The organism is Paenibacillus sp. R-74696 (genome assembly GCF_055814915.1).
This window is the reverse complement of the sequence record NZ_JBPULM010000030.1, coordinates 779933-791788: the sequence shown is the minus strand read 5'-3', so window position 1 is coordinate 791788 and position 11856 is coordinate 779933. Positions and strand designations below refer to the sequence as shown.

12 protein-coding genes are annotated in these 11856 nt (G+C 48.3%); 8 read left to right on the top strand and 4 right to left on the bottom strand.

Going from position 1 to position 11856, the window contains the following annotated elements; all coding sequences use genetic code 11:
* Positions 1 to 27: 27 nt before the first annotated feature.
* The 4 genes from ACSR9A_RS15080 to ACSR9A_RS15065 are packed head-to-tail and all read right to left on the bottom strand — an operon-like array spanning position 28 to position 3544.
* The gene (locus ACSR9A_RS15080) at positions 28 to 1317 is read right to left on the bottom strand and encodes a hypothetical protein (protein WP_473757956.1); all 1290 of its coding nucleotides are present in this window, start codon (positions 1315 to 1317) and stop codon (positions 28 to 30) included.
* Positions 1314 to 2195, bottom strand: coding sequence for an ABC transporter ATP-binding protein (locus ACSR9A_RS15075; RefSeq protein ID WP_473757955.1), 882 nt, complete (start codon positions 2193 to 2195; stop codon positions 1314 to 1316). The genes ACSR9A_RS15080 and ACSR9A_RS15075 overlap by 4 nt, the downstream gene beginning before the upstream one ends.
* 1 nt (position 2196) lies before the next feature.
* Positions 2197 to 2961, bottom strand: a complete 765-nt coding sequence (locus ACSR9A_RS15070; RefSeq protein WP_473757954.1) for a hypothetical protein — start codon at positions 2959 to 2961, stop codon at positions 2197 to 2199.
* On the bottom strand, positions 2948 to 3544 hold the full coding sequence (locus tag ACSR9A_RS15065) for an RNA polymerase sigma factor (protein ID WP_473757953.1): 597 nt from the start codon (positions 3542 to 3544) through the stop codon (positions 2948 to 2950). Before ACSR9A_RS15065 ends, ACSR9A_RS15070 begins: the two co-directional genes overlap by 14 nt.
* Before the next feature lie 188 nt (positions 3545 to 3732).
* On the opposite strand from ACSR9A_RS15065, the gene ACSR9A_RS15060 reads away from it, so the two are divergent.
* From ACSR9A_RS15060 to ACSR9A_RS15025, 8 genes are all read left to right on the top strand, one after another.
* Complete coding sequence (locus tag ACSR9A_RS15060; protein WP_473757952.1) at positions 3733 to 4380, top strand: hypothetical protein; 648 nt, start codon at positions 3733 to 3735, stop codon at positions 4378 to 4380.
* Between the two features lie 243 nt (positions 4381 to 4623).
* A complete protein-coding gene (locus tag ACSR9A_RS15055) occupies positions 4624 to 5166 on the top strand; it encodes a glycerol-3-phosphate responsive antiterminator (RefSeq protein ID WP_473757951.1) in 543 nt (180 codons plus the stop codon).
* A 50-nt stretch (positions 5167 to 5216) separates the two neighbouring features.
* The gene (glpK, locus tag ACSR9A_RS15050; RefSeq protein WP_473757949.1) at positions 5217 to 6707 is read left to right on the top strand and encodes a glycerol kinase GlpK; all 1491 of its coding nucleotides are present in this window, start codon (positions 5217 to 5219) and stop codon (positions 6705 to 6707) included.
* Between the two features lie 550 nt (positions 6708 to 7257).
* Positions 7258 to 7629 (top strand): ArsR/SmtB family transcription factor, encoded by a 372-nt coding sequence (locus ACSR9A_RS15045; protein ID WP_473758026.1) that lies wholly within the window; start codon positions 7258 to 7260, stop codon positions 7627 to 7629.
* Positions 7622 to 8119, top strand: a complete 498-nt coding sequence (locus ACSR9A_RS15040; protein WP_473757948.1) for an SRPBCC family protein — start codon at positions 7622 to 7624, stop codon at positions 8117 to 8119. Before ACSR9A_RS15045 ends, ACSR9A_RS15040 begins: the two co-directional genes overlap by 8 nt.
* Positions 8120 to 8392: 273 nt before the next feature.
* Complete coding sequence (bioB, locus tag ACSR9A_RS15035) at positions 8393 to 9391, top strand: biotin synthase BioB (protein WP_473758024.1); 999 nt, start codon at positions 8393 to 8395, stop codon at positions 9389 to 9391.
* Positions 9392 to 9586: 195 nt separating this feature from the next.
* Positions 9587 to 10954: a hypothetical protein gene (locus ACSR9A_RS15030; protein ID WP_473757947.1), complete on the top strand. Its 1368-nt coding sequence runs from the start codon at positions 9587 to 9589 to the stop codon at positions 10952 to 10954.
* A gap of 34 nt (positions 10955 to 10988) precedes the next feature.
* Positions 10989 to 11720, top strand: coding sequence for a spermidine synthase (locus ACSR9A_RS15025; protein ID WP_473758022.1), 732 nt, complete (start codon positions 10989 to 10991; stop codon positions 11718 to 11720).
* Positions 11721 to 11856: the final 136 nt, after the last annotated feature.

Below are 11856 nucleotides of genomic sequence, written 5' to 3'. Positions count from 1 at the left end.
GGACGATCCTCACAGCTGCACCTCCGATTAATGAATATTTTGGCGTTTAAATTGCTTTAGGCATATGCAGCAGAGGGCAGCAAGCATGGCGGCCCAGCCGCCGGCTGTCATCCATTCCCAATCCCGGATCATATTGAACGCACCGCCTGCGGTGAACCAGATATGTGGATTGAGCATGAGGTGAAATGGAGTAAAGCTCGCATAAAATAAAAGCTCCGAGCTCGCGGGTACGACTCTCCCTAGCAGCAGCAGGCTGCCGAATAGCACGGCAAAGCTTCCATATACAAGGTAGCTGCTGCGGATAAAAGAGCCGAGTACAAAGGCCAAGGCAGCGAAAATCAGCTGAAGCCCATACATAAGTGCTACAGCGCAGCCAAAATACTCGCCGAACGTAAGATTGCGCCAGGTCAGAAACGGAAAGAGCATGCCGGGCTCCCAGGTGAAAAAGCTGCTAATCGGCACCTCCCACAGTCCCTTGTAGCTGAATGTGAGAAAGTAGGCGGAAAGGGTAACCCCAGCCACTATAGTTGTGAATACTGCTGTAGAAGCAAGCGCGGCAAGCAGCTTGTCCAATTGCAGCTTTCGCCCATGCTTGGTTGCATAAAATAATAAATGCGTATGCTGCTCAAATTCATTTTTACTCAAAAAGACGGAAAGGAGCACCGCTATAATCATAAGCTCGAACAGCAGCGTTCGAAACAGGCTTTTAAACAGCATAGAATGCGTGCCATACACCTGGCCATCGAAAAATAAATGCTTATGTTCGCCGCTTGCCTCGAGCTGCTGCAGCCGTGTGTCCATCTTGGCATATCGCGCTATCAAGGCATCAGCCGCTTGCCCGCTAAGGCCGTACAATTGAATTTGGCCTTCAGCCAACTGGCTCGTATCCAGCTTGGCATAAGCTTCATTGATGCTCTGCATTCTCGCAGCATAATGCTGAACAAGGCTCAGCCGATGAAAGCGGGCAATTTCCTGCTCCAGAAATAGGCCCGGCTGCTCATAAACGACCTCGTTGAAATTATCATAGATGAAGAAATCATCGGCCTGTGCATATATTTTTCCCGCACGTTCCTTGGTCAGCGCGTTCATTTCCGCGAGCTGCGACTGATCAAAACGCTCAAGCTTGGCCTGCATCTGATCGGTTATCTGTACGCCGAACTGCTCTACCATTGCATTCAACACGGTCATATCTGGTCGTTTATGAAGCTGCTGGACAATGAGCAGCAAATTGAATGCGATGAAGAGAGCTAGCAGCGCTAAAAGGACGGGGGACAGCAGCGCTTTTCTTAGCTCATATCGCCAGATGACTGACCTCATGGTGTTTCATCCGCCTGCGCCTCATCCTGGTAAATATAAATAAACACGTCCTCCAAATTGGGAATAGCTATCGTCCAATCCGGCTGCGGCTCGCCGCTGCTGATAAAACGGATTTTTAGCCTTCCTTGCTCCTGCCGCTCCGAGATGGACAAATATTTGCCGCGAAAGTGATCAGCTTCCTCATAATCGACAGTCGTTTCGTATACCATTCCCGCAAGCAAGCGGCAAATGTCCGCGATCGGGCGTTTGTGCAGCACACGCTTGTCCTTGATCATAATAATTTCATCGGCAATCGATTCCACATCAGAGACGATATGGGTCGATAAAATGACGATGCGATTGCGCGCCAGCTGCGCCAGCATATTGCGGAAACGGACGCGCTCCTTCGGATCAAGCCCCGCGGTTGGCTCGTCAAGGATGAGAATGCGCGGATCATTCAGCATCGCCTGTGCAATGCCCACGCGCTGTATCATGCCACCGGAAAACTTGCGCATCTTTTTATCCATGACATCCTCCAGCGCAACGAGCTTCAGCAGCTCGGCAATTCGCGGTTTGGCGTCTGCTGTGCGCATGCCTTTCAGGGCAGCGATATACAGCAAATAGTTGCGCGGGCTGTAGTGCTTGTAATAGCCGAATTGCTGCGGAAGATAGCCGAGCTGCTCGCGATAGCGCTCATCCGCTTTAATAATATTTTCACCGTTGTATAAAATTTCGCCTTCGCTTGGAAACAGCAGTGTGACGAGCATTTTAATGAGCGTTGTTTTGCCAGCGCCATTTGGAGCAAGCAGCCCATATACGCCATTGGTAAATTCGAGATTAATGTCCTCCAGCGCGCTAAAGCTGCCGAAGCGTTTGGAAACCTGCTGTACAGTCAGCATCTTAAATCGCTCCTTCCGGATTTTGCAATTTTCGCAATTGGTTTAGGCTTTTGATATATAACGCCCCGCAGACAGCTGTTAAAAGCAAATAAACGGAGACAGGTATCGTTTGAAGCAGCTGCATATAACCTGTGCTGTACAAAGCTTTCAAGCCGATATTGCCAGCGAACCAGAGCGAAATCAGCACATATTTCATCATGTCCGAGCGAATGCGGAGAACGATATAGAGAAAAAAAACGGAAAACAGAAACAGCGACGAGGCTGACAGCGCCAGTGCAAACAGCAATTGAATTTGCTGAAACATGGCGGAAGCGGCAAGCACGAGCGCTGCATTTAGCGCCAGACAGATTATGCTAAAAGCCAGCATCCGCAGCGAAGCAAGCTGATACACATTGTATTTGCACACCATTTCCGTCTCATACGTTTCGCTATGCTTAGGGCGGATGAAGAAGAGGGTGGATACAAGGAGGTAGAGGACGGGCGACCCCATAAAGATAGCTGCATAAACATCCTCAATCATGACCTGTGAATGGCTTGATTTCACATATAGGGCGAATAGCATAAGCAGGGAGCCGGCAGCGAGCGCAAAGACAATTTCCGACCAGTCATGAAATATATAGCGAAAGCCAAGACGAGCGTGCATCAAGCGCAAATAGGCTAAAAAGGTTTGCTTCGGCACAAGTCCGCGTGCCACAATTCTATTCACTTGCTGCTCCATTTCCAGCTCGCTTGGCAGCTCAATCGGCTCCCTTTTATCGGTTTTCATCGTAATCGTCTCCCAACCTGTATTTCAGCTTTCTGAGCATGGCGTAATATTTCGTTTTGACGGTCGACTCCGGCATATGCAGCAGCGGCGCAATATCGGCAAACGTATATTCGGCGAAAAATTTGAGTCGGAAAATATGCTGAGCGGCAGCATCCATCTCGTTGACAAGCTGCAAAACGGCTTCGACCTGTTCTTTTTGCTCGAATTCCAGTGTGAAATCCTCATCCCCGGCGAGCTCTGTATCCATCGCTGTCGTCCGTTGATCGTAGCGATAATAACGCGAACGGTAATAGTCGACGATCCGGTTCGTTGCAAGCTTGTACAGCCATGAGCGGAAGGACCCCTTGCCTCCATCATAGCGTCCAATCGCCTGCAGCATATGGATAAAGATGTCCTGTGTGAGATCCATGGACAGCTGTTTATTTGTCGTCTGTCTATACACATAGCTGTACATTTCTTTGTAATAATGGCGGACCAGCGCATTCGCTGCCGCCTCGCTTGATTGCTTTTGAATTTGCTTAATCCATGCTGCTTCCGTCTCCATGCGCCCTCTCTTTTCCTCAAACGTTAAATTGCCAGTCATTTTTCGCCGCTTATGTATATATTCGTAGTGTAGCGTAAAATAGTTTGGCAGAAAAAAACTTTTTCCAGCCCAATCGAAATAATGCTGCCAGTATCCGCATTTCGGAGCGGGCGGTTCGTCGGGTGCTTTTGCTGTATAATGGGAAATATACAGCCTAAATAGGATCACCGAGAAAGAGGTAGATACGAATGATAATATGGGAGAAGCCGCGGTTGCCGGCACCGGAGCAGTTGGAGAAGCAGATGCGCATACTCGCTGCGCTGGATTTGATTATGTGTGAGGAAGACTGGCTTCGCGTTCATCACTATGATTCCACATGGTCGGATGATGAAACGATGGGCAGCTTGAACAATGGCTCGGGCGATGTTGTATTTGTTGTTTTTGCACCGGAAGGGACCATTATTAAAGGCTTTGATCATGAATCCCCGTACAGTCCGCATGCGCAGGAGGAATACGGTATTTGGCCGGGTATTTATAATGAGGTGCCGGAAGCGCTGCTGCATCGTATACAGGATGTGGCATTCACCCATGAGGATGTCACCTTTTGCATTTGGCGGGAAAATGGCGATTCCGCGTGGCACACTAGCGAATTTGAGCAGCCAGAGGGCTGGGAAAATGGAGCAGATTTTCTGCTGGGTTATTTGTGTGATTCCCCTGAAAGCTATCAGGAATGGGCGCAGGACTATTTCGAGGAGAAGCTGGAATTGGCAGCCGTGCGTTCGGTTTTTGAAGGCGCCGAAATCACACAAGAACTCATTGCCAGCCTGAATCCGCAGCGGGACGCTGAGGAAGCGCTTGAGGAACTGGAAGAGCTTGGCCTTCTTAAGCTTTCTTAAGGAATGAGTGGGTTTACAGCTTGACCTTAGTATATTATAATCGTCACTGACAAGTAAATAAAACTCGCTGTGAGACTAATGAGAACAGCCGCTGGATTGAGTATATAAATTCCGAATATGGGGTGTATACATTCTTTCTGTCGGCTTTTTTTAATTGATAGCCGTTGAAATCGTTTACAGCTTTACAGCCAAAGCAGTGATTTTAGCAGCCGTGAATGGTTGCGAGGTTTGGAGGGAACAAGCATGCAGCCGAATACGGTTATTCCGGCGATTCGGAATTTCAAGGAATTAGAGCAGGCGCTGGCCTCGCCGCAGCAGATCTTATTTTTGCTCGAGGGCGAGCTTATACAATTGCAGGGCATTGCGGATGCGGTGAGAAGTGCGGGCAAAAAGCTGTTTTTGCATCTGGATATGGTCAAGGGCATTAAGGACGATGAGGCCTCCATTCATTATTTAGCCAAGGCAATCAAGATTGATGGCGTCATCAGCACAAGAACATCCAGCCTTCTGCTTGCCAAGAAACATAAGCTGGCAGCGATCCAACGCGGATTTCTCATTGATTCGCATTCGGTCAAGACGATTATTAATACGGCGGCGCATGTGAAGCCCGATTTCATCGAGCTGCTGCCAAGCTTCGCCCACTCCATGGTCGGCAAAATCAGGCAGGAGACGAATACGGAAATTATTTTGGGCGGCTTTGTGCATACGCGCGAGGATTTGCCCGCCTTGTTCGGCTCCGGGGCCATCGCTGTTTCATCCAGCAATGCGGCGCTTTGGAAATTATAAATCGATGATTACGATTAGGCATAACGTGTAAATCAGGAGGTTTTAATCGAATGGAAAAATATATATTGGCGCTCGATCAAGGCACGACAAGCTCACGAGCTATTCTTTTTAATAAAAAAGGAGAAAAGGTTCATACAGCCCAGCAGGAGTTTAAGCAGTATTTTCCAAAATCAGGTTGGGTCGAGCACAATGCCAATGAAATTTGGGGCTCTATTTTGGCTGTCATTGCCGCGTGCCTGTCTGAGTCGGGCATTAAAACACAGCAGATTGCTGGAATCGGCATTACGAACCAGCGTGAAACGGCAATTGTGTGGGATCGCGAGACAGGGGTTCCGATTTACAATGCAGTCGTCTGGCAATCACGCCAAACGGCAGAAATTTGCGAGCAGCTTAAAGCGGGCGGTCACGAGCCTTTGTTCCGCAGCAAGACAGGCTTGCTTATTGATGCTTATTTTTCCGGTACGAAGGTAAAATGGATTCTTGATCATGTGGAGGGTGCGCGTGAAAAGGCTGAACGTGGCGAGCTTATGTTTGGAACGGTTGATACATGGCTGATCTGGCGTCTGTCTGGACGCAAAGTCCATGTGACGGATTATTCCAATGCATCACGGACACTAATGTATAACATTAACGAGCTAAAATGGGATGAAGAGCTGCTGGAGCTGCTCACCATACCAGCTAATATGCTTCCAGAGGTACGTCCTTCCTCCGAAGTTTACGGCTATACCGATGAATATCATTTCTTCGGCTGTAAAATTCCGATCTCCGGTATTGCAGGCGACCAGCAAGCAGCCTTGTTCGGTCAAGCCTGCTATCAGGAAGGCATGGCTAAAAATACTTACGGAACCGGCTGCTTCATGCTGATGAACACCGGGGAAAAAGCTGTTGTTTCCGAGCATGGCTTGCTGACCACCATCGCTTGGGGGATAGATGGAAAAGTTGAATATGCACTGGAGGGCAGTATTTTTGTTGCGGGCTCTGCTATTCAATGGCTGCGGGATGGTCTTCGTATGCTGCAAAATGCGACCGACAGCGAGCAGTACGCAGCACGAGTCGATTCAACGGAAGGCGTTTATGTCGTTCCAGCGTTTGTTGGACTCGGTACGCCTTATTGGGACAGCGACGTGCGCGGTGCGGTATTCGGACTGACACGCGGCACGACCAAGGAGCATTTTATTAGAGCGACGCTGGAGGCGCTTGCTTATCAGGCGCGCGATGTGCTTGCCGCTATGGAGGCTGATTCAGGGCTGACGCTCAAAACGCTGCGCGTCGATGGCGGAGCCGTGAAAAATGACTTCCTGATGCAATTCCAAAGCGATATTCTCGGCGTTCCGGTTGAACGGCCGGTTAATGCAGAAACGACGGCACTTGGCGCAGCCTATTTAGCTGGACTCGCCGTAGGCTTCTGGACCAGCCGCGAGGAAATTATGGAGCAGTGGCACAAGGAGCGGGCGTTCCAGCCTGCCATGGAGGAAGAGCTTAAAGAAAAGCTCTATACCGGCTGGAAAAAAGCAGTGAATGCTGCAAGGGCGTTTAAATAAGGCGTGGCTATTTGAAACCGCAAGGCAGTGATGGGCTGCTTTGCGGTTTTTTTTATGTGCAAAAGGATAATGCCGCCGCAAAGGACGGCAATGACGTCAAGTTTAAATTGCAAGCGGCATGAGCCCGTGGATTCGTCTATCCTTACACGCGATCCGCCGCTTTCTTCTTGCCCTGCTCGTTTTATTTGCTTTGCGTTGTTATCCCCTTAGCTCAGAAACGAAATGCATGCAAGGATGGGCTTAATGTTTGACTGAACGTTCACCTGAAAGTCACAGGAATAATCCCTTCCCTATAGTTGGAGAAGATGTGGGTGATTGTGTTAATGGTTTTAGCAACCAGCCTCAATCATTTTTTCTGAGCTAAAGGGATAACCTATGTAAAGCCTTCAAAACGGAAGTGGCAAAGGAGGCGTGCGGCGGCGGCTCGGCATGCTATAATGAGGAAGCTAGCAGGAATATAAAATTAAAATTGAAATAAATATGCGTTTACAGGAATATTCCTTTTGGAGTATACTTTAATGGATAACAAGTCTGGAGTAGATTTATGATGATGAAAGCGATGACCTTCAGCGCTTTAGCCGAGCCGAACCGCCTAAGTATCGTGGAGCTTCTGCGTGACGGGCCGCTGCCCGTAGGCGCTATTGCCCAGCAGCTGGAACTGAACCAGCCCCAGACGTCGAAGCATCTTCGCGTGCTCAGTGACGCGGGACTGGTGGAGGTGCAGCCGGCTGCCAATAAGCGAATTTACAAGCTGCGACCGCAATCTTTACAGCAATTAAATGAATGGTCGGAGACGTTCCGCAGTATGTGGGAGCAGCGCTTCGACAATTTGGATGCTTATTTGAAGGAGCTTCAGAAGCAAGAGGCAGCACAAGCACAGCAGCCGATGACTAAGCTAAAGACGGAGGATGAACATGACTGAGCAATTGGAAATTACAAGGGAACTGCATGCGCCGCGCGAGCTTGTATTTAAAGTATGGTCTGAGGTAGAGCATTTGAAAAAATGGTGGGGACCAACCGGGCTTGAAATTAGCTATGCCAAGCTGGATTTTAGACCGGGCGGCATGTTCCATTACAAGATGACGGCGCCGGATGGTGCTGAAATGTGGGGCAGATTCGTGTTTGGAGAAATTGTAGAACCGGAAAAAATCGTTTTCGTTAACTCTTTTTCGGACAAGGATGGCAATGCCGTACGTGCCCCTTTCAGCGAAACGTTTCCGATTGAAATTTCCAATACGTTAACATTCACCGAGCAGGATGGCAAAACGATTCTGACCTTGCGCGGAGGACCGATTAATGCGACGGAGGAAGAACGCCAATTTTTCATTGGCATGTTCGATTCCATGAGACAAGGCTTTGGCGGAACATTCGACCAGCTTGAAGCTTATTTGAAAGAGGTTCAGGCAGGCTAAGTTTAATTAACCTAGTCGTTTTGCAAGCTTTAATCAACACCCGAAGGCTATTCCTTTTGCAGTGCAAGCTGCCAAGGGAATAGTCTATTTGTTATGCATTGCTCAGGCAAGAAATGAAGGCGGTCTTTACAGAGAGGGCGTGGTTTGCTAGAATAACAAAAGTTAATTGTTAACTTAAATTTATTTATTTAGGTTAACAATTAATCGGACTTATAAATAAGAGGGTATGTCCAGAGTTGTTTTTTATTAGGTGGGGAGGAAGGCTGTAAGATGATGGAGCAACATTTCAGTTGGAGCAAGTGGGAGGCAATGGCGCAAAAGGCGCTTGCTGGGGAACGTCTAAAGTTAGCGGAGGGGCTGTCTATTCTTGGGGCGAAGCAGGAGGAACTGCTGCCTCTTTTGCAGGCGGCATTTCGGGTGCGGCAGCATTTTTTTGGCAGGAAGGTAAAGCTTAATATGCTCATTAATGCGAAAAGCGGGCTCTGTCCCGAAGACTGCGGCTACTGCTCGCAATCGATTGTGTCCACTGCTTCCATTCCCAAATATACCATGCTTAATAAAACGACGCTGCTAGCTGGCGCACGCGAAGCATTGGCCCGCAAGGCGGGAACTTACTGCATCGTTGCAGCAGGCCGGGGGCCGACAGACAAGGAACTCAGTCAAGTGGTGGAAGCAGTGCGGGAAATTCGCGCGACGATGCCGCTGAAAATTTGTGCCTGTCTCGGGCTGTTGAAAGAGGAGCACGCGAAGCGTTTAGCTGATGCAGGCGTTCATCGATACAATCATAATTTGAATACGAGCCCAAAGCATTATCCATCCATTACAACGACACATACTTATGAACAGCGTGTACATACGGTACAAACCGCTAAACTCCACGGTCTCTCTCCGTGCTCTGGCGTTATTATCGGAATGGGGGAGGCAGACGAGGAAATCGTAGAAATGGCATTTGCCCTTCGCGAGCTTGAAGCGGACTCCATCCCCATTAACTTTCTTCATGCGATAAAAGGCACGCCGCTTGCAGATGCGGGCTGCGTACCGCCCTTGCAAGCTTTAAAGGTGCTGGCCTTGTTTCGTTTAATCTGCCCTTCGCGGGAAATCCGCGTAGCTGGCGGACGAGAGCGCAGTCTGCAATCGCTCCAGCCTTTAGCGTTATATGCGGCAAATTCGCTGTTTGTCGGCGATTATTTGACGACTGAGGGTCAGGATATTTCGATTGACCATCAAATGATTCAAGACTTGGGCTTTGAAATTGAGGGGAATGCGCTCTAAGCGGACGATTGCCCCATTCAAGCTTCCGCCTTGGTTGTTCAACCTACAAGATGACGGCGAATATTTTTAGTGAATCACGTTTTCTTCTCATTCATTTATTTGAAAATTAAGGAAGGAGCCACAGGAAATTTGTCGAATTTTAGAGGTGGTGATCTATAAAAATGAGGGAGCTAGTGATGTAACATGAGGGAAAACATGCGACAAACACTCAACTACACCGCAGCAGCAGGGATACTGGCAATCGTAGTCGCACTTACGGGCTGCTCGTCCAATAAGATCGAGGACAAAGCAACTGCTGTAGCAGTGGTTCATACGGAAAATGAAGGGGATCAGAACTCGATTCAACAAGGAAATAAGAATACAGATAAGGACATAGAGCCTGTTGAGCCGGCAGTCGTGAAGGAAGAAGAGGAATGGGCTGAGGACCAAAATATGGAGAAAGCACTCACTCAATTGCAAGACGAGGGATTTGTTATTATAGAAGATCAATCCTTTGAGGTAGAGCTTCAGGATTGGGGAAGGATACATTTTGTAAGCGGGTATTCTAACGTTAATCATAAAGGGGAGCAGCAATTTTATCTTATTAATGAAGAGGGAAAAGCGGTATACAGGCTACCGGACAACAGCGCATCCAGCTACGATCTTGAGAATATTGCAGCGGTGGGTTTTCGTGATATAAATAATGACGGGGAAAAAGACATAATCATTATCGGGAATTACGCGAGCATTGAAGAAAAGAATAGACAAGGCGGCTCCGTCATGCAGGTTTCGGCTTATTTTAAAAACGAAGATCATCATGTTTCTCTCCCATGGTATGATGATCTTTTGAGTCGCTCCAGCAGTAGTAAAACCATCAATAGCGTGGAGAAAGCGGCGGCATCCATCTATAATCAAATTGTCCAGACAGGGAAGGATGCGCCTGAAGCTGTAATGGAGCGTATGGCGGCCCTGATTTGCAGTGATAAGCTGCTGGAAACGGGAGATGTGGATTATGCAGCAGCCTATTACTCTTTTCCGATGTTTACTGGAGTTTACGGCAACAATGAAAGGGAATTGCTGGATCAGATAGGGCGTTGTATCGCAAAGGATAGCCAGCGTATCGTATCTGGACAGACTGGACTTGCCGCTAAAGTAAAGCAATATGATGAGGTTGTTGGCAATATGGTCGGCAGCATGGTTAATTACAATTATATTGAATCGGGGAAAGGCACGATGTGGAATGATATAGCAGCCTATTACGCCTTTGAACACCAAGTAGTCATCCATCAATATGTTGTGCAGAGCATCAGCAAAGCTGCTGGCCAATATGATACTGACTTGAGTGAGGTTAAGGAAAGCTGGAAGCAAGTGCGAAGCGGGATGCTTGATTTTGAGAAACAGGCTATTGCTGAAAAAGATGACTCATTCATGTGGTCGCAGGAGGATTTTAATGAGATTCCCGTGCTGGTAGAGCAGCTGGATACGAGCCTCGACACATTCGTAAAGCTGGCTGAGAAGGACAAAGCCGCAGGGGTATTGATTGATTTTATAAAGGATGTTGTGGATATGAAGCTAGGTGAATAATGAAACGAATCAGATAGGGAATAAAAAAGGATGCGTGTGGTTTGAAGAGAAGACTGCTCATCACGAAATTGCCGTCTACGACACGACAGAGCTGGACGGTGAAAAAGGGAGCTTTCGCGTCCTGCAATTTTCTGGAGATGCGACGCAAGGGGCGCTTGATCTGGAACGCCCGGAGCGTATATTGTTCGAATATCCACGGGCGATCATTCATCTGATGGAAAGCAATCAAGCTGCTTTTGAAAAGGTTTTTCTCATCGGTCATGGCATCGGTACGATCGCACGATATTTTGCAGATAAGACGTTCAAGGTAGCCGAGCTAGATGAGACAGTCGTAGAGCTGAGCCGGACATACTTTAGCTATAATCAGGATAATGTCGTCATTGGAGATGGGCGTGCTTTGCTGGAAGGGGAAGCAGATTACGCTTACGATTATGTTATTGTTGATGCCTTCACTAGACAGGGGACGCCGAAGCAGCTTGTGTCGCTGGCGTTTTTTCACTTGATTCGAAGCAAGCTGAGCGAGGGTGGCGCAGTCCTTTTGAATCTCATGGGCAGAGGGGAGAGAGACAGGCTCATTCATGCCATTCAATCGACGCTTGGGGAAGTTTTTGCTTATACGAAAGCGTTCATTTTGCCAGCAGATGGATCAGCTGATTTGCAAAATATCGTCCTCATGGGCAGCGATCGTCCCGTCGCCTTTCAAGCTCGCCACATGGCTGGATTCGCGGAGCTTGAGCCCGGCCAAGGCTATATTATTCGAGATTAAAGTACTCAGCAGCGGAAAAATAAAGCGGCGGCCGCGAGCGCATTCCATGCGACGAGGCCAGGGGAGGTGCATTGCTTAATTTTATACAATCGCATCTTAAGCATAGTTCGAACGAATCAACGCATCATGAACAAAA

What these genes read in the sequence shown, in the direction of transcription:
- ACSR9A_RS15080 (WP_473757956.1), bottom strand. Translation starts at nt 1,317, where the DNA reads ATGAGGTCAGTCATCTGGCGATATGAGCTAAGAAAAGCGCTGCTGTCC.
- ACSR9A_RS15075 (WP_473757955.1), bottom strand. Translation starts at nt 2,195, where the DNA reads ATGCTGACTGTACAGCAGGTTTCCAAACGCTTCGGCAGCTTTAGCGCG.
- ACSR9A_RS15070 (WP_473757954.1), bottom strand. Translation starts at nt 2,961, where the DNA reads ATGAAAACCGATAAAAGGGAGCCGATTGAGCTGCCAAGCGAGCTGGAA.
- ACSR9A_RS15065 (WP_473757953.1), bottom strand. Translation starts at nt 3,544, where the DNA reads ATGACTGGCAATTTAACGTTTGAGGAAAAGAGAGGGCGCATGGAGACG.
- ACSR9A_RS15060 (WP_473757952.1), top strand. Translation starts at nt 3,733, where the DNA reads ATGATAATATGGGAGAAGCCGCGGTTGCCGGCACCGGAGCAGTTGGAG.
- ACSR9A_RS15055 (WP_473757951.1), top strand. Translation starts at nt 4,624, where the DNA reads ATGCAGCCGAATACGGTTATTCCGGCGATTCGGAATTTCAAGGAATTA.
- glpK (WP_473757949.1), top strand. Translation starts at nt 5,217, where the DNA reads ATGGAAAAATATATATTGGCGCTCGATCAAGGCACGACAAGCTCACGA.
- ACSR9A_RS15045 (WP_473758026.1), top strand. Translation starts at nt 7,258, where the DNA reads ATGAAAGCGATGACCTTCAGCGCTTTAGCCGAGCCGAACCGCCTAAGT.
- ACSR9A_RS15040 (WP_473757948.1), top strand. Translation starts at nt 7,622, where the DNA reads ATGACTGAGCAATTGGAAATTACAAGGGAACTGCATGCGCCGCGCGAG.
- bioB (WP_473758024.1), top strand. Translation starts at nt 8,393, where the DNA reads ATGGAGCAACATTTCAGTTGGAGCAAGTGGGAGGCAATGGCGCAAAAG.
- ACSR9A_RS15030 (WP_473757947.1), top strand. Translation starts at nt 9,587, where the DNA reads ATGCGACAAACACTCAACTACACCGCAGCAGCAGGGATACTGGCAATC.